Raw genomic sequence first — 16,173 nt, 5'->3', positions numbered from 1 at the left:
GAGGACCGCGTTGACGAACAACGGCAGTTCCCGGACCAACGGCCACCGCCACCCGTCGGGGTACTCGGCGTGGAGCCTGTTGCGTCGCGGCGCGGTGGGCGGGAAGTGGCCGCGCGCCTGGCGGGAGCACGACCTCGGGTCCTCCTACGACGCGGTGATCATCGGCGGCGGGGTGCACGGTCTCGCGACCGCCTACTACCTGGCGCGCGACCACGGGATGCGCAACGTCGCGGTGCTGGACAAGGCCTACATCGGGTCGGGCGGGTCGGGGCGCAACACCGCGATCCTGCGGTCGAACTACCTCACCCCCGAGGGCGTGCGGTTCTACGACCGGTCGGTGAAGCTCTACGAGCACCTGGCCGCGGACCTGAACTACAACGTCATGTTCTCCCAGCGCGGGCACCTGACGCTGGCGCACAACGACGCCTCGCTGCGCACCATGCACTGGCGCACCGAGGTCAACAAGCTGCAGGGCGTCGACTCGTCGGTGATCGACCCCGACGAGATCAAGAAGCTGGTGCCGTACCTCGACACCTCCCCCGGCACGCGCTACCCGATCCTCGGGGCGCTCTACCACCCGCCGGGCGGCATCGTCCGCCACGACGCGGTCGTCTGGGGCTACGCCCGCGGGGCGGACGCGCACGGGGTGCACATCCACCAGCAGACCGAGGTCACCGGGATCGACGTCAGCCACGGCCGCGTGACCGGGGTGCAGACCAACCGCGGCCGGATCGCCACCCCGGTGGTGCTCAACGCGACCGCCGGGTGGGCGACGCTGATCTCGGACATGGCCGGGGTCTCGATGCCGGTGCAGACGTTCCCCCTGCAGGCCGCGGTGACCGAGCCCGTGCGCCCGTTCCTCGACACCGTCGTCGTCTCCGGGACCCTGCACGTCTACGTGTCCCAGACCGACCGCGGTGAGCTCGTGTTCGGCGCGAGCGTCGACCCGTTCGCGTCGTACTCGATGCGCGGGAGCCTGGAGTTCACCGAGGGCATCGCCGGGCACGTGCTCGAGCTGATGCCCGCGCTGCACCGGATGAAGCTGCTGCGCCAGTGGGCCGGTCTCTGCGACATGACGCCGGACTACTCGCCGATCATGGGCCCCACCCCGGTGGAGGGCTTCTACGTCGACGTCGGCTGGGGGACCTACGGGTTCAAGGCCGGTCCGGTCTCCGGGGAGGCCATGGCCGCGACCCTGGCGACCGGGAAGCCGCCGGAGATCATCGCCGCGTTCGGGCTCGACCGGTTCGCCGACGGCCGCCTGGTCGGCGAGAAGGGCGCGGCCGCGGTCGGCCACTGAGCACGCGTAGACCCGTTCCCGTATCGCTGGGGTGATCTGCTGATGATGCTGCTGCCGTGCCCGTGGTGCGGGCCGCGCAACGCGACCGAGTTCCGCTACGTCGGTGAGGCCGGTCCGCGCCCGGACCCGGCGTCGGCGACGCCCGAGGAGTGGCGCCGCTTCCTCTACGTGCACGCCAACCCGTGCGGGCCGGTGCGCGAGACCTGGTACCACCGCGCCGGCTGCCGGCGCTATCTCGCGGTCGAGCGTGACACCGCCACCAACGAGGTCCGGTCCGCCGTCGACTCGGCCACGGGGGTCGCCCGATGAGCCTGCTGCCCACCACCCGCCGCGGTGGTCGCGGCGCCGACGCGCCGGTCCCGATGCGGCTGGGCCCGCGACCGGGCGAGGTCATCGATCGCCGCCGCACGCTCCCGTTCACCTTCAACGGCGACCCGTACACCGCCCACCCCGGTGACACGATCGCCTCCGCGCTGGCCGCGGCGGGGGTGCGGCTGCTCTCGCGCAGCTACAAGTACCACCGCCCGCGGGGCCTGCTGACCGCCGACTACCTCGACCCCGGCGCCTTCTTCCAGGTCGGCGACGAGCCCAACGTGCGGGGTGCGCACCGGCTGGTCGAGGCCGGCATGGAGGTGTCGTCGCAGAACACGTGGCCCTCGCTGCGCTTCGACGTCAAGGCCGTCAACCAGCTCGCCGGCCCCTTCCTCGCGACGGGCTTCTACTACAAGACGTTCATCAAGCCCGAGCCGCTGTGGCCGCTGTACGAGAAGGTCCTGCGCCGGTTCGTGCACGCCGGCGCGATCACCCCGGACCCCGGTGGCGCGTTCTACGACCACCGCTTCGCCCACCCCGACGTCGTGGTCGCCGGCGGCGGCCCGGCGGGCATGGCCGCCGCCGTCGCCGCGGCCCGCGCCGGGGCGTCGGTGATGCTGGTCGAGGAGAACCACGACCTCGGCGGGCACCTCCGCTTCGGCGACGCCGCCGACCTCGCCGCGCTGGCGGAGCTGCGGGCGCAGGTGGCCGGCGAGACCGGCATCGAGGTGCTCACCGACTCGGTGGTCACCGGCCGGTACGACGACAACTGGGTCGGCATCGCGCAGCGCAACCTGCCCGGCGTCACCGAGCGGCTGGTCAAGGCCCGGGCGCGCACGCTCGTCGTCGCCCCGGGGCTGATCGAACGGCCCTACGTGTTCGGCGGCAACGACCTGCCCGGCGTGATGCTCTCGACCGCCGCCCGCCGCCTGATCAACCTCTACGCCGTGCGGCCCGGGCAGCGGGCGGTCGTGATGACCGCCAACCCCGAGGGCGACGCCGGCGTCGCCGACCTCGAGGAGGCCGGCGTCGAGGTCGCGGCCGTCCTCGACGCGCGGCGGCAGCAGGGCGTCGTGCGCGCCCACGGACGCGGCGGGCTGCGCACCGTCGAGACCACCGACCGCCGGCGCATCGAGGCCGACCTGCTGGTCACCGCCACCGGCTGGACCGCGCCGACCTCGCTGCTCAACCAGTCCGGCGACCGCCCGGTCTACGACCGGCGCTCCGCCCGCTTCGTCCCCGACCCTGCGCGGATGCCTGAGAACGTGCTCGCCGCGGGCGAGATCGTCGGCGACGCGACGGTGGCCGAGATCGTCGAGCACGCCGACGCCGTGGGCCGCGAGGCCGCCCGCCGAGCCCGGCGGGACACGACGGCCGTCACCGTCCCGGAGCTGCGTCCCGACCCGCACCCGGAGCTGTTCAGCGCGGGCACGGGCGGGTTCGTGGACTTCTGCGAGGACGTGTCCGCCAAGGACATCACCACCGCGGTCGCCGAGGGCTACGACTCGGTGGAGCTGGTCAAGCGCTACACCACCGTCACCATGGGTCCCACCCAGGGCAAGCTCGAGACCGTCAACGCCGTCGCCCTCGTCGCGGCCGCGACCGGCCGCAGCATCGCCGAGACCGGGACCACCACCTGGCGCCCCGTCTACGCCCCCGTGACCCTGGGGGCGCTGGCCGGGCGGCCGCACGAGCCGGTGCGGTACTCCCCGATGCAGCCCTGGCACGAGCGCCACGGCGCGACCCCGCTGGTGGCCGGCCAGTGGATCCGTCCCGAGCACTACGGCGACCCGGCCGCCGAGGTCCGGGCCGTGCGCACCGGCGTGGGGATCATCGACGTCACCCCGATCGGCAAGCTGGACCTCCAGGGCCCGGACGTGCCGGAGCTCTTGAACCTCCTCTACGTGAACAAGTGGTCCAGGCTCGGGATCGGCCGCGTGCGCTACGGCGTGATGTGCGCCGACGACGGCGTGGTCCTCGACGACGGGGTCACCGGACGCCTCGGCGAGGACCACTACCTCATGTCCACCACGTCGTCCGGCGCGGCGACGGTGTGGGAGTGGGTGGAGAACTGGCTGCAGACCGCCCACCCGGACTGGCGGGTCCACGTCACCCCGGTGACGACGGCCTACGCGTCGATCAACATCGCCGGTCCGCGCTCCCGCGAGCTGCTGTCGCGGTTGACCGACGTCGACCTGTCCGCCGAGGAGTTCGGCTACATGCACGTCCGGGAGGGCAGCGTCGCCGGCGTCGAGGACTGCGTGCTGTGGCGGATCGGCTTCACCGGCGAGCTCTCCTACGAGATCCACGTCCCGGCCGGCTACGGCCTGCACGTGTGGGAGCAGCTGATGAGCACCGGCGCCGACCTCGGCGTGACACCCTTCGGCGTCGAGGCCCAGCGCATCCTGCGGCTGGAGAAGGGCCACTTCATCGTCGGGCAGGACACCGACGGTCTCTCGCAGGGCTTCACCGCCGGCATCGACGGGCTGATCAAGCTCGACAAGGACGACTTCGTCGGGCTCCCCGAGCTGCGCTGGCAGCGCGAGCGCGACACCCACCCCCGCCTGGTGGGGCTGCGCCCGGTCGACGGCTCGATCGTGCCGCCGGAGGCCAGCCAGATCCTCGACCGCTCCGGGGGCATCGCCGGGCGCGTCACGTCGAGCCGGATGTCCCCGACGCTCGGCCGCTCCATCGGGCTCGGCCAGATCGACCGGGAGCTCGCCGAGATCGGCAACCACGTGACGGTCCGGCTCCCGGACGGGCGCGACATCACCGTCGAGGTCACCGAGCACGTCCACGTCGACCCCGAGGGAGCGCGCCAGCGTGTCTGAGGCCCCGATCTCACGCAGCCCGGTCCGGCCCGGCACCGCCACGGTGCGGGACGGCTGGGAGGTCGACGCCCGCATCGCCGCCGGGCAGCTGACCCTGTCGGACGAGACCCCGCTGGCGAAGGTGCACGTGCGGGCGCCGTTCGACAGGGCGAGCCGCGCGGCCCTCGGCGTGGGCTTCGGCCGCACCGCGCGCGCCGACCTCGGCACCGGCGAGGTGCTGGTGATCGGCTCCGGGCCCGGCGAGTGGCTGCTGCTCGGGGCACCGGGCACGGCCGGCGCGCTGCGGGCGGCGGTCGAGCAGCGACTCGCCGGCACGGGCGAGTTCACGACCGTTCTCGACCTCACCCACGGCCGGGCGCTGGTCCGGCTCACCGGGCGGGAGGCGGCCACCGTCCTCGCGGGCGTGTGCGCCATCGACTTCAGCGACGCCGTCACGCCCGACGGCACGGCACTGCGCACGTCCCTCGCCGCGGTGGTCACCGACATCGCCCGCGACGACCGCTCCGGGGTCCCGAGCTACCTGCTGCACGTCGAGCGCTCGTCGGGCCAGTACCTCGCCGACGCCCTGCTCGACGCCGGCCGCCCGTCCGGGCTGGAGGTGACCGCGCTGCGCGGCATCGCCTGATCGCCGTCCCGGTGACGAATCCCCGCAAATTTGCCGGGGTTCGTCACCGAGTTCTCGATCAGTCCACGAACGCCACCGCCCGGGCCGGCGCGGCACTGGTGCCCGGCAGCTTGATCGGGAAGAAGCCGACCGTGAAGCCGGTCAGCGGCAGGGCGCCCAGGTTCGTCATCTGCTGGACGATGAACGCCTCCTTGTCGCGGATGGCGAAGTGCCCGTCCCAGATCTGCCCGGGGTCGCCGGTCTCCTCGAACGCCCGGCGCATGACGGGGAAGGGCCGGTCCCAGGCCATCGCGTCGGTGCCGAGGATCGTGGCGCCGCGGGAGGTCAGCCAGCGGGTGGTCTCGCCCGTCATGCCCGGGTAGTCGAAGTACTCCGGGTCGGCGACCGTGTACCAGTCCTCCTGGCCGGTGCGCAGCAGCACGGCGTCGCCGTCGGCGATGTCGCGGCCGGTGGCCTTCACCGCGGCCTCGAGGCCCTCGACCGGGATCGCCGTGCCCGGCGAGACCCATTCCCGCAGGTCGAGCACCATGCCGGGGCGGAAGAGCTCGTCGAGGCCGATGTCGGACAGGGTGCGGGCGGGCCTGCCCTCGATGCGGTTGCCGCTGTGCAGGGGCGCGTCGACGTGGGTGCCGCAGTGGGTGTTCATCTCGGTGAGCAGGTCCTCGCCCCAGCCCTCGCCGTCGGGCAGGTCCGAGGGCTCGCACCCGAAGATCGAGGTCATCCGGTCCAGCCCGCCGGACTCCGGGCGGAGGTACTCGATCTTCGGGGCGATCACGGTCTCGAGCGCGCGGAACGACTCGTGGACCAGGGCGCGGCGCTCCGGGTCCATCGTGCGGGTGAGGTCGACGAGTGTCGTCATCGTGAGCCTTTCCGGGTCAGAAGCCCGACCGCAGCCGGGTCACGGCGGGTGCGGGCAGCACGGTCTGGGACGTCTCCCCCAGCACCGGCGAGCGCAGGGAGACGACGTCACCGGGCTTCAGCCACCCCGAGTACGAGGCGATGTCGGGGGTGTCGACGTGCTCGAGCAGGCAGCCCCCGGGCACGGTCCCGGAGCCGACGACGTCGCCGGGCACGAGCTCGGTGCCCCGCGAGACGTAGGCGAGGATCTCGCCGAACGACCAGTCGGCGTCCGCCAGCGAGCCGCGCGCGATCTCGGTGCCGTTGACCGCCGCCGACACCTCGAGCGGGAAGCGCCCGTCGGGCGCGGGCCCGAACTCGTCGACGGTGACCAGCGCCGGGCCCAGCGTGATCGCGCTGTCCTTGGCCTTGCCCATCCCGATGCCGTGGGCCATGTCGCGGATCTGCAGGTCCCGCGCCGACCAGTCGTTGAAGAAGGTGAGCCCGACGATGTGGCTCGCCGCGTCGTCGGGGTGCAGGTCCCGCCCGCCGCGGCCGATCACCGCGCCGATCTCCAGCTCGAGGTCGAAGAGCTCGCACGCCGGGGAGATCGCCACGTCGTCGTGCGGCCCGACGACCGCCGACGGGTTCCCGAAGTAGAACGCCGGCGTCTGCGACCACACCTCGGGGAGCTCCGGGGGCCGGCCCAGCGCGCGGTAGCAGCCGCGCAGGTGGTCGAGGAAGCACAGCGCGTCGCGCACGGCCGGCGGGCGCGGGATCGGCGCGAGCAGCCGCACGGCGTCGAGCGACCGGACCTCGGCGGGGTCGGTGCGGGCGGTCTCCGCGGCCGCCGCGAGGCGCTCGCCGTCGTCGCCGAGCAGGGACAGCAGGGTCGTCCCGGCGGCCAGACCGCTCACCTTCTCGCCCTCGAGCAGCCCGGCACGGGCTCCGTCGCCGGCGTCGTAGGTCACCCACTTCATGACGGTCCTCCAGCGGGGGTCGTGGCGGGCACGGCGGTGTCCGCCGCGGGGGTGGTGCCCGGGAAGCGTGGCGCGGTGAACAGCAGCACGACGGCGACGCCGAGCAGGGCGACGGCGCCGAGCAGCGGCGCGGTGTAGCTGCCCGTCGAGCCGCGGACGGCGGCCATGAGCAGCGGGCTCGCGCCGACGCCGAGGGTGAACACGGCGTAGAAGACGCCGAACATCCGGCTGTAGGCGGCCATCCCGTAGTACCGGGCGACGAGGTAGCCGACGACGTCGACCTCGGCGCCGAGGGCGAGCCCGACGCCGACCGCGGCGGCGCTCGCGAACGTGGGCCCGCCGACGACGAGCGCGACGTAGCCGAGCGCCGCGACGAGCAGGACGCCGACCATCACCCGCGGGGCGAAGAAGCGGTCGACCAGCAGGCCGCTGATCACCCGGCCGACGATCACCGCGATGCCGACGAGCCCGGCCGTGGCCGCCGCCGACGACGGCGCGACCCCGGCGTCGCGCAGCAGCGGGACGAGGTGGACGGTGAGACCGCCGACGGCCAGCGAGATGGCGAAGAAGGCGACGGCGAGGCGGGCGAAGAGCGGGGTACGCAGCAGGGGTGCGATCCGGAACGTCCCCCGGGGGCCGGCGGCGGCGGTGACGGGCCGGTGGCGCGGCATCAGGAGCAGCACGAGCAGCGCGCCGACGAGGATGACGACGCCGAGGATCCGGTAGCCGCCGCGCCAGTCCTCGGCGATCAGCCCGCCGAGGATCTGGGGCACGGCGAACGCGACGAGCCCGGCGCCGCCGAGCGCGATCCCGAGGGCGAGGCCCCGGGCGCGGTCGAAGCGCTCGTTGACGGTGCGTGTGAAGGCGACCGCGGTGGAGGCCGCGGCCAGCACGTACATCCCGACCCACACGGCCAGGTAGCCCGCGAACGACCCGCCGCTCGCGGACAGCAGGAAGTAGGCGCCGCCGAGCACGACGAGCGAGACCACGCCCGGGATCCGGACGCCGAACCGGTCGACGATCACGCCCACGAACGGCGAGGTGAGGATCGTGATGACGGCGCCGACGAGGGCCAGGGACGACAGCTGCGAGCGGGACCACCCGAACTCGGCTTCGAGCGCCGGGATGAACAGTCCGTTCGTGTAGAAGGGCATCACGGCGACGCCGGTGCCGATGCCGACGGTGGCCGCCGTCAGCGCGGCCCCGTGCCGGCGCAGCTCGCCGAGGGGGCCCGGCGACGGGGCGGGGGGTGCGAGGGACATGAGGTCTCCGGTGACTCGAATCCGTACCCGAGTACAACTTCAGTGGTGACGGACGTTAGAGCCTCGAGCCGTCACGAAACAAGACCCGAGTACAGGTTCGTGTGTGCTCGTGGTGTACTGGGGGCGATGAACCTCGACACCGCGCCGACGATCCGCGAGCTCGTGGCGGATTCCGGCGCCGCTCCCGGGCCGCCGCCCTCCCGCCGGACGCGGGGCCGCACCGAGCGCCGCGACCGCATGTTCGACGCCGCGGTGGAGCTCTTCGTCGAGCAGGGCTTCGACGAGACCTCCATGGACGACATCGCCGAGCGCGCCGGTCTGGCGCGCACCACGGTGTTCAACCACTTCCCGCGCAAGATGGCTTTCCTCGAGGAGTGGACGCTGCGGCGCCGCCAGCAGGCCGCGCAGTCGTTCAAGGACTCGGACCGGACGCGCCAGCCGGCGCGCACGCTGCTCGCGAGCTACTTCCGTGCGCTCGCCGAGGTCAACGTCGCCACCCGGGTGGAGACCACGGCGATCATGCCCATGGGCGTGCGCCAGACCGACATCCTGCTCGACCACCCGCTCTCGCGGGACCTCGCGGAGCTCCTGACCGACGCGGAGGCGACGCTCGCCCCCTCGGCCACCCCGCAGCAGGTCGGCCGTCTCCTGGCCCTCGGGTACTTCTCGGCCGTGATGCGGTGGGTCGCGGTCGACCCGGAGCCTTTCGACCTCGCTTCGGAGCTCGAGGCCGTGCTCGACACCGTCCTCGACGGGGCCCTGGCGGCCGGGGCCCCGCCGGACTGAACGGTCAGGTCCGGGCGCCCTTGATGAGACGCTGGGTGGAGCGACGGAACGCCCAGATCACGACCAGGCCCATGAGCGCCGTCAAGGGGAACCCCGTGACGACCTTGGCCGCCGCGAGCCCGCCCGTGGAGTCGGCGAGGTAGAGCGTCTGGTTGACCGCGAAGCGCCCGGCGAACACGACGGCGGCGAACGCGGTGGCGACGACGTGGGCGCGCCGGGAGCGGCGGTCACCGCGCCAGTCGAACTGCGTGCCGTACAGCCAGCCCCAGGCCATTCCGGTCAGGGGCCGACGGATGACCAGCGTGGCTACCAGGACGAGGGTGGCCGCGAACGCCATCCAGATGCCGACGAGGAAGAAGTCGCGCGCCGAGCCGGTCCAGACGGTGATCGCGCCGGCGGCCGCGACGCCGATGATGCCGCCGGAGGCGGACACCAGCGTCTCCTTGCGCACGACCAGCCGGAGCACGGCCAGGGCGATCGCGGCGCCCAGGGCGATGGCGAGGCTGGTCAGCAGGGGGAGCGACGCGGTGGCGGTCGAGAAGACGATCGCGGGCACGTTGGTGTAGACGACCCCGGGCCAGCCGCCCATCTGGGCGAGGATCGCCTTCCCCGGCGAGGTGGGCAGTGCGGTCGTGGGGTCCTGCGGCCCGGCGACCGGCACCGGCGCGGTGACGGCGTCACGCTCGTGCTCGGTGATCATGTCGTCCTCCTGCTGCGTCGGGGTGACCGGACCCAGGAGAAGGTGTGACGTTGCGGCCGACTCAATCCGGTGTGGCCGGGGTCACCCGGCACCCAGGGAACTCCGGTACGCCGCGAGGGCCGCGCGCGTGTCCTCGGCGGCGAAGACGCCCGCGAACACGTCGACGCTGGCGTCGATGCCCGCCGACAACGGCTGGTCCTGCCAGGTCTCGAAGAGCCCCTTCTGGGCCGCGACGACGGTCCGGGTGTGCCCGCCGACCCGCCCGAGCAGGTCGGTCACCGCCGTCTCGAGGTCCTCCGGGGCGACCGGGCGCCCGGCGAGCGCGGCGACCTGCGGGGCGTCGGCCGCGTACACGTCGCCGGTCAGGATCATCTCCTTGGCGTGCCCCAGGCCGACGAACGGCGCGAGCAGCGCGGCCTCGATCACCGACGGGATGCCGAGCCGGACCTCGGGCAGGCCGAACCGGGCCCGGGTCGTCACCACCCGCAGATCGGCGGCGAGGGCGAGCTCGAAGGCGCCGCCGAGGCAGGGCCCGTCGATCGCGCAGATCGTGACGGCGGGGATGCGGCGGACCGCGGCGAGCATGTCGCGCAGGGCGGCGATGAACGCGCGCGCCGCTTCCGGGCCGTCGAGGGCGAGGAACTCGCCGATGTCGACTCCGGCGCTGAACGCCCGGTCCCCGGCGCCGCGGAACACGACGGCACGGAGGCCGTCGTCGGCGCCCAGCGCCCGCGTCACCGCCTCGATGTCGACCCGCCGCAGCGCGTTGCGCTTCTCCGGCCGGTCGAGGGTGACGTGCAGGACGCCGTCGGCGCGCTCGGTGCGGACCATGCCACGCTCCCGGTGGGTTCCCGAGGGCCCGGAGCCCCCGCATGATGGATGGGGAGGAGGTCACCGTGTCCGACGAAGAGCTGATCGTCGAGTTCGCCCTGACGCGGCTCGACCACCCCGGCCTCGACCTCGACGAGGTCGCGGCCCTGCTCGTGCGCCGGCTCGGGCCGGAGCGGACGGTCGACTTCGCCGCGCAGAACCTCTCCGACCGCGGCGAGCTGCGCGGGGCGCTGTTCGACGCCGCCGTCGAGCGGGTCATGCGGGTGGTGCTGGCGCTGCGCGACGCAGCCGACTGACACCCGACTGAGACCCCGGCCACAGCCGCTTGAGCATGCCGTGACGGCACACCGTCGGCTGGTCGGTATGACGCAGACGCCCACCAGCACCCGACCCCGGCTCCGGGACGTCGAGGACTACTTCGACAACCCGGACTTCGCCCACGCGACGATCTCGCCCGACGGGACGCGCCTCGCCTACCTCGCGCCGGAGTACGGCCGGACGCAGGTCTGGGTGCGCGGCCTCCACGAGGACCACGAGCAGGCCGTCTGCGTCACCCACGACAGGCGGCGCGGCGTGAAGACCTACCGCTGGACCGACGACCCGCGCTGGCTGCTCTACCAGCAGGACACCGACGGCAACGAGGACTGGCACCTGTTCCGCGTGGACCTCACCGCCCCCGAGCAGCCCGCCGTCGACCTGACGCCGCTGCCGCCGGGGTCGCGGGTGGTCGGGGCCGAGCCGCTGCCCTCGGACCCCGGGGCGCTGATCGTCTGGATGAACCAGCGGCCGATGTTCTTCGACGCGTTCCGGGTCGAGGTCGCGACCGGCGCGACGACGCTGCTCCACGAGCAGCCCGACGTGCGGTCCAGCTACCTCACGGACCGCGACGGGCGCCCCGTCTTCCTCTCGACGCTGACCGAGGACGGCGCGTACGAGTTCTCCGCGGTCGACCCCGAGACCCTCGAGGCACGGCTCCTGCGTCGGGTCGGCGGGCCCGAGCACCCGCTGGGCGTGCAGCCGCAGATCGTCACCCCGGACGGGTCGGGCCTGCTGCTGGGGCTCTACCAGGACTCCGACGACCTGCGGCTCGTGCGCATCGACCGCGAGACCGGCGAGGAGACGGTCGTCGCCGCCGTCGACGGGGCGAGCCTGGACACGATGGGGATGATGGCGCCCGGCCTCCTGCCCTCCACGGTGTTCGAGAGCGCCCGCACGCGCGAGGTGATCGCCGCCCGCTTCGTCGGCGACCGGGCGCGGATCGAGGTCGTCGACCCGGCCTACGCCGACCTCGTCGCCACACTGTCCGCGCTGTCCGACGGGGTGCTGCACTCCGCGCTGTCCGACGACGCCGAGCGGTACTGGCTCGCGATCTTCGTCCACGACCGCGAGCCGGGCGTCACGTGGCTCCACGACCGCGAGACCGGGGAGAGCCGGATGCTCTTCCGCGGGTTCTCGCACATCGGCCCGGACGAGCTGGCGCCCATGACGCCGGTGCGCTTCCCCGCCCGCGACGGGCTGCCGCTGCACGGCTTCCTGACGCTGCCGGTCGGGCTGCCCGCGGAGCGGCTGCCCCTGGTGCTGGTGGTGCACGGCGGGCCGTGGGCGCACGACACGTGGGGCTACGACCCGGAGTCGCAGTTCCTGGCCAACCGCGGCTACGCCGTGCTGCACGTCAACTTCCGCGGGTCGAGCGGCTACGGGCGCCGGCACATCACCGCCGCGATCGGCGAGCTCGCGGGCACCATGCACGACGACCTCATCGACGCCGCGCGCTGGGCCGTCGACGAGGGTGTCGCCGACCCGGACCGCATCGGCATCTACGGCGGCTCGTACGGCGGCTACGCCTCGCTGGTCGGCGTCACGGTGACGCCCGACTTCTTCGCCGCCGCGGTCGACTACGTGGGCATCTCGGACCTCGCGAACTTCATGCGCACGCTGCCGCCGTTCGCCCGGCCCAGCATGATCAACAACTGGTACCGGTACGTCGGCGACCCGGAGGACCCGGAGCAGGAGGCCGACATGCGGGCCCGGTCGCCGATCACGATGGTCGACCGGATCCGCACACCGCTGCTCGTCGCGCAGGGCGCCAACGACGCGCGCGTCGTGCAGGCGGAGTCCGACAACATCGTCGCCTCGTTGCGCCGGCGGGGCGTGCCGGTGGAGTACCTGGTCGCGCAGGACGAGGGCCACGGCTTCGCGAACCCGGAGAACCAGTTCCGTCTGTACCGGGCCATCGAGCAGCATTTCGCGCAGCATCTGGGGGGAGACCGTCTCTGACCCCCGTCTCCCGACCACCCGAGGAGCCAACGTGCAGGTCGCCATCCCGATCTTCCCCCGTTTCACCGCGCTCGACGCGATCGGCCCGTACGAGGTGGTGCAGCGGCTGCCGCAGGTCGAGCCGGTGTTCGTCGGCGAGCAGCGCGGGGAGGTCCGGACGGAGAACGGGTTCCTCGGCGTCGTCGCCGACGCGACGTTCGCCGAGGTCCCCGCCCCGGACGTCGTGATCGTGCCGGGCGGCTTCGGCACGCGGGCGCTGCTCGAGGAGAACCCGTTGCTGGCGTGGCTGCGGGCCGTCCACCCGGGCACGCGGTACACGACGTCGGTCTGCACCGGCGCGCTGCTGCTGGCCGCGGCCGGGCTGCTCGACGGGCTCACCGCGACCACGCACTGGGGCGCGGTGGGGACGCTCGAGGAGCTCGGGGCGGTGCCGGTGCGCCGGCGGGTGGTCGAGCACCTCCCCGAGCGGATCCTCACCGCCGCCGGCGTCTCGTCCGGGATCGACATGGCGATCCGCCTGGTGGCGCTCCTCGAGGACGACGTCGCCGCCCGGGCCGCGCAGGTGTTCGTGGAGTACGACCCCGAGCCGCCCTTCGACGCCGGCCACCCGGACAAGGTCGACGAGGAGGTCATGGCCCGCGTCGCGGAGTACCGCACCGCGCGTCGCTGATCGGGCTCATCGACCACGACCCCCCGACGGCGAGGTCCCGGTACCGTGCGCCCGTGGACGACCCCCGACGAGATCGCTCCGCCGCGGCGCGTCGCCGGGCCCTGTCCGCCTCCGCGCGACGGGACGACGGTGGGAGCCGGCTCGCCGGCCGCGTGCGCCCCGACGAACGCCGCCGGTACGTGTTCCAGCTGTGGACCACGTCCGCGTTCGCGGTCGCCTGGCTCGTGGTGTTCGCGCTGACCGGATCCTGGATCTTCCCGGTGCTCGCCGGCGGGTTCCTGCTCCTCACGGGACTGGCCGCGGCCGCCCTCAGGGTGCTCGGGCGGACCTGAGAGATCCCACGGGCACTCGGACGCCGGATTGCGACGTCCGGCTCATACCGGGCGTTGTTCAGCGCCCGGATCGATCCTCTGGGCGGCGCCCACGCCTCCGGGCTCTCAGGTAGACGATCTCGGAACCCCGGTGTCCCTAGGTTCGTCGCCGTCGGAGCCGGGGCGGCGACGCTCCCCCTCGCATCCCGCCGCCCGGGCTCCGCCGACACCCACCCGCTGGACACCCCTGCCCGCGCGCGTCGGGACCCGGACGAGCTCCCCCGTCCCCCGACGCCGCGGGCCCCCTCAGGAGGTTCCCGTGCCCCGACGCGGACGACATCGCTCCAGCCTGCCGGCGCGCCTCATCGCGGCCGTCGCAGCCCTGCTCGTCACCCTCGGCGTCGTCGTGGTGGCCGGCTCGGCCGCTGCCGACGACTCCGGGGGCGGCGGCGTCCTCAGCGCCCTGACCGGCGGCGAGGACTCGGGTAGCGACGCCGACGACTCCGGTGACGACGGCTCCGGCGGTGACGACGCCGACGGCTCCGGCGACGCCGACGGTTCCGACGACGCCGACGGTTCCGGCGGCACCGACGAGACCGGCGACGGCGACGCGCAGGACGAGGCCGACGGCGGGTCCGACGCCCCCTCCGACGAGCAGCGCGAGCAGGACGGCCAGCAGGACGGTCAGGACGGCCGGGACGACCGCCGGAGCGACCGGATGGACCGCGAGCGGCCGGCCGAGGACGTCGGCGAGGTCCGGGGCGACGGCGGGGGCGCCGCCGCCGAGGCCGCCGCTGCCGCCGACCCGTTCCCGGGACGCGACCAGATCGCCCCGGCCGGCGAGGACGACTACGTCGCCATCGCCGACGTCGAGCCGAGCGGCAACATCGGCGACGGCGGGCAGTTCCGCGGCGGGTCCTACACCGTCGACTGCGGCGTCAGCGACCACAACAACTCCGACAACTACATGGCCGCCCCGGGCAAGCGGAACGGCGCGCAGCACGTGCACGACTACGTCGGCAACCGGACCACCGACGCGGACTCCGACGAGACCTCCCTGCAGGAGGGCGCCACGTCGTGCGGCAACGGCGACCAGTCGACGTTCTTCTGGCCCGTGCTCCGCGACCTGAACGGCACCGGCCCGGACGTCGGGCGGGACGGCGGCAGCCTCGACGGCAACGTCGGCTCGATCCTGACGCCGCGGTCGGCCCAGCTGACGTTCCGCGGGCACGGCGACCGGCCGGTCCAGGCCATGCCGGCGCACCTGATGATCATCATGGGCAACGCCAAGGCCGGCGCCCAGGACCAGAAGAACGCGAACGCCAAGTACACCTGCACCGGGCAGGAGCAGCGGGTCACCGACCGGTACCCGATCTGCGGGCCGGGCTCGCGGCTCGTGCGCATGCTCGACTACCCGAGCTGCTGGGACGGCGAGAACCTCGAGACCGAGGACCTGCGCTCTCACATGAGCTACCCCGACGAGCGCGGCAACTGCGAGCGCGACGAGGTGCCCGTCCCGGCGCTGCGGATCACGCTGACGTACGACCAGCCCGAGGGCCGGGCGTTCTCGATCGACAGCTTCCCGAACGAGCAGCACAGCCCGACCACCGACCACTCCGACTACGAGAACATCGCCACCGAGGAGCAGTCGCGTCGGGGCGCGGAGTGCATCAACGAGAACCTGCGCTGCGCGGACATCACCCGCGACGGCACCGGCGGGTGATCAGGCGCTGACCAGCCGCTGACCGGGCGGTGGGACGAGGAGCGGGTCGTCAGCCCCGGCGGGCGGCCCGCTCCTCGGAGCCGTTGACCACCTGCACCTTGTCGCCGTTCTGCAGGTCCTCGAACGTCGCCCTCGCGTCGTCGGTCTCCATGCGGATGCAGCCCGCCGAGGAGCGCGAGGGGTCACCGCCGTGGAAGGCGATCCCGCCGTCGGCGAAGAACACCGCGTAGGGCATCGGCGCCGGGCGGCCGTCCGCCGTCCGCGACTCCCCGGAGACGTGGTCGGCCTCCTTGCGGTACACGCGCAGGGAGTGCCCCACCGGAGTGGCGCGCCCCTCGCCGCCGGACGCGATCCGCATCGGGCCCCGGGTGACCTCACCGTCGCGGATCAGCCACGCCTGCTGGGTCTCGAGGTCCACGCACGCCCGCGCCGACACCGAGCACGGCGTCCCCGGCACGAGCGCCTCGGCGTGCGTGGCCTGGGCCACCGCACTGCGCTCCGGGCTCTCGGCCGCCGGCGCCGCCAGGGCGGGGACGGCGAGGGCCGTGCCCGCGGCGACGGCCACCGCGCCCAGCACGCCGGCCGCGCGGCCCGGGTGCCGGCGCACGGCGCTGCGGGCGACGACGAGCCGGTGACGGCCGTGTCGCGCCGGGGTCGAGCTCATGGGGCGTCCTCCTCCGCGACGGGGAGACGACCCCGCCACCCCTGAGTCGGCGGATCACGGCGAC

General features: G+C 73.7%; 16 protein-coding genes. 10 read left to right on the top strand and 6 right to left on the bottom strand.

The window, feature by feature from the left end; all coding sequences use genetic code 11:
- Window positions 1-10 precede the first annotated feature (10 nt).
- From WCD41_RS04675 to WCD41_RS04660, 4 genes are read left to right on the top strand one after another with little or no spacing between them, the layout of a single operon-like run.
- Complete coding sequence (locus tag WCD41_RS04675) at window positions 11-1,300, top strand: FAD-dependent oxidoreductase (protein ID WP_337712196.1); 1,290 nt, start codon at window positions 11-13, stop codon at window positions 1,298-1,300.
- 42 nt (window positions 1,301-1,342) lie between these two features.
- A complete protein-coding gene (locus WCD41_RS04670) occupies window positions 1,343-1,609 on the top strand; it encodes a sarcosine oxidase subunit delta (protein ID WP_337712195.1) in 267 nt (88 codons plus the stop codon).
- Window positions 1,606-4,443, top strand: a complete 2,838-nt coding sequence (locus tag WCD41_RS04665; protein WP_337712194.1) for a 2Fe-2S iron-sulfur cluster-binding protein — start codon at window positions 1,606-1,608, stop codon at window positions 4,441-4,443. The genes WCD41_RS04670 and WCD41_RS04665 overlap by 4 nt, the downstream gene beginning before the upstream one ends.
- Window positions 4,436-5,068 carry a sarcosine oxidase subunit gamma gene (locus tag WCD41_RS04660; protein ID WP_337712193.1) on the top strand — a complete coding sequence of 211 codons (633 nt, stop codon included), beginning with the start codon at window positions 4,436-4,438 and terminating at the stop codon, window positions 5,066-5,068. Before WCD41_RS04665 ends, WCD41_RS04660 begins: the two co-directional genes overlap by 8 nt.
- A 58-nt stretch (window positions 5,069-5,126) precedes the next feature.
- Here WCD41_RS04660 and WCD41_RS04655 read toward each other — a convergent pair whose 3' ends face one another.
- The 3 genes from WCD41_RS04655 to WCD41_RS04645 are packed head-to-tail and all read right to left on the bottom strand — an operon-like array spanning window position 5,127 to window position 8,147.
- Window positions 5,127-5,927, bottom strand: a complete 801-nt coding sequence (locus tag WCD41_RS04655; protein WP_337712192.1) for a cyclase family protein — start codon at window positions 5,925-5,927, stop codon at window positions 5,127-5,129.
- A 16-nt stretch (window positions 5,928-5,943) separates the two neighbouring features.
- Entirely contained in the window at window positions 5,944-6,885 is a 942-nt protein-coding gene (locus tag WCD41_RS04650) for a fumarylacetoacetate hydrolase family protein (RefSeq protein ID WP_337712191.1), read from the bottom strand.
- Window positions 6,882-8,147 (bottom strand): MFS transporter, encoded by a 1,266-nt coding sequence (locus tag WCD41_RS04645; protein ID WP_337712190.1) that lies wholly within the window; start codon window positions 8,145-8,147, stop codon window positions 6,882-6,884. Before WCD41_RS04645 ends, WCD41_RS04650 begins: the two co-directional genes overlap by 4 nt.
- Before the next feature lie 126 nt (window positions 8,148-8,273).
- Between WCD41_RS04645 and WCD41_RS04640 the strand changes: the two genes are divergently transcribed.
- Window positions 8,274-8,933: a TetR/AcrR family transcriptional regulator gene (locus WCD41_RS04640; protein WP_337712189.1), complete on the top strand. Its 660-nt coding sequence runs from the start codon at window positions 8,274-8,276 to the stop codon at window positions 8,931-8,933.
- A gap of 4 nt (window positions 8,934-8,937) precedes the next feature.
- Here WCD41_RS04640 and WCD41_RS04635 read toward each other — a convergent pair whose 3' ends face one another.
- Window positions 8,938-9,633, bottom strand: coding sequence for a DUF3159 domain-containing protein (locus WCD41_RS04635; protein WP_337712188.1), 696 nt, complete (start codon window positions 9,631-9,633; stop codon window positions 8,938-8,940).
- Between the two features lie 81 nt (window positions 9,634-9,714).
- On the bottom strand, window positions 9,715-10,464 hold the full coding sequence (locus tag WCD41_RS04630; protein WP_337712187.1) for an enoyl-CoA hydratase/isomerase family protein: 750 nt from the start codon (window positions 10,462-10,464) through the stop codon (window positions 9,715-9,717).
- A gap of 65 nt (window positions 10,465-10,529) precedes the next feature.
- Between WCD41_RS04630 and WCD41_RS04625 the strand changes: the two genes are divergently transcribed.
- The 5 genes from WCD41_RS04625 to WCD41_RS04605 all read left to right on the top strand — a co-directional run bounded on the left by WCD41_RS04625 (window position 10,530) and on the right by WCD41_RS04605 (window position 15,445).
- Window positions 10,530-10,760: a hypothetical protein gene (locus WCD41_RS04625; protein ID WP_337712186.1), complete on the top strand. Its 231-nt coding sequence runs from the start codon at window positions 10,530-10,532 to the stop codon at window positions 10,758-10,760.
- 67 nt (window positions 10,761-10,827) lie between these two features.
- Entirely contained in the window at window positions 10,828-12,741 is a 1,914-nt protein-coding gene (locus WCD41_RS04620; RefSeq protein WP_337712185.1) for a S9 family peptidase, read from the top strand.
- A gap of 31 nt (window positions 12,742-12,772) precedes the next feature.
- Window positions 12,773-13,411, top strand: a complete 639-nt coding sequence (locus tag WCD41_RS04615; protein WP_337712184.1) for a DJ-1/PfpI family protein — start codon at window positions 12,773-12,775, stop codon at window positions 13,409-13,411.
- A gap of 53 nt (window positions 13,412-13,464) precedes the next feature.
- Window positions 13,465-13,743, top strand: a complete 279-nt coding sequence (locus WCD41_RS04610; RefSeq protein ID WP_337712183.1) for a hypothetical protein — start codon at window positions 13,465-13,467, stop codon at window positions 13,741-13,743.
- 298 nt (window positions 13,744-14,041) lie between these two features.
- Window positions 14,042-15,445 carry a DUF1996 domain-containing protein gene (locus tag WCD41_RS04605; RefSeq protein ID WP_337712182.1) on the top strand — a complete coding sequence of 468 codons (1,404 nt, stop codon included), beginning with the start codon at window positions 14,042-14,044 and terminating at the stop codon, window positions 15,443-15,445.
- Between the two features lie 49 nt (window positions 15,446-15,494).
- On the opposite strand, the gene WCD41_RS04600 is transcribed toward WCD41_RS04605, so the two are convergent.
- On the bottom strand, window positions 15,495-16,109 hold the full coding sequence (locus tag WCD41_RS04600; protein ID WP_337712181.1) for a L,D-transpeptidase: 615 nt from the start codon (window positions 16,107-16,109) through the stop codon (window positions 15,495-15,497).
- Window positions 16,110-16,173 lie beyond the last annotated feature (64 nt).

It is taken from the genome of Actinomycetospora aeridis, from assembly GCF_037400275.1.
Taxonomy (GTDB): domain Bacteria; phylum Actinomycetota; class Actinomycetes; order Mycobacteriales; family Pseudonocardiaceae; genus Actinomycetospora; species Actinomycetospora aeridis.
Note: the sequence above shows the minus strand (reverse complement) of the source record. Positions and strands in the feature narration are given on the sequence as shown.

What these genes read in the sequence shown, in the direction of transcription:
- WCD41_RS04670 (WP_337712195.1), top strand. Translation starts at nt 1,343, where the DNA reads ATGATGCTGCTGCCGTGCCCGTGGTGCGGGCCGCGCAACGCGACCGAG.
- WCD41_RS04665 (WP_337712194.1), top strand. Translation starts at nt 1,606, where the DNA reads ATGAGCCTGCTGCCCACCACCCGCCGCGGTGGTCGCGGCGCCGACGCG.
- WCD41_RS04655 (WP_337712192.1), bottom strand. Translation starts at nt 5,927, where the DNA reads ATGACGACACTCGTCGACCTCACCCGCACGATGGACCCGGAGCGCCGC.
- WCD41_RS04650 (WP_337712191.1), bottom strand. Translation starts at nt 6,885, where the DNA reads ATGAAGTGGGTGACCTACGACGCCGGCGACGGAGCCCGTGCCGGGCTG.
- WCD41_RS04645 (WP_337712190.1), bottom strand. Translation starts at nt 8,147, where the DNA reads ATGTCCCTCGCACCCCCCGCCCCGTCGCCGGGCCCCCTCGGCGAGCTG.
- WCD41_RS04640 (WP_337712189.1), top strand. Translation starts at nt 8,274, where the DNA reads ATGAACCTCGACACCGCGCCGACGATCCGCGAGCTCGTGGCGGATTCC.
- WCD41_RS04635 (WP_337712188.1), bottom strand. Translation starts at nt 9,633, where the DNA reads ATGATCACCGAGCACGAGCGTGACGCCGTCACCGCGCCGGTGCCGGTC.
- WCD41_RS04630 (WP_337712187.1), bottom strand. Translation starts at nt 10,464, where the DNA reads ATGGTCCGCACCGAGCGCGCCGACGGCGTCCTGCACGTCACCCTCGAC.
- WCD41_RS04620 (WP_337712185.1), top strand. Translation starts at nt 10,828, where the DNA reads ATGACGCAGACGCCCACCAGCACCCGACCCCGGCTCCGGGACGTCGAG.
- WCD41_RS04600 (WP_337712181.1), bottom strand. Translation starts at nt 16,109, where the DNA reads ATGAGCTCGACCCCGGCGCGACACGGCCGTCACCGGCTCGTCGTCGCC.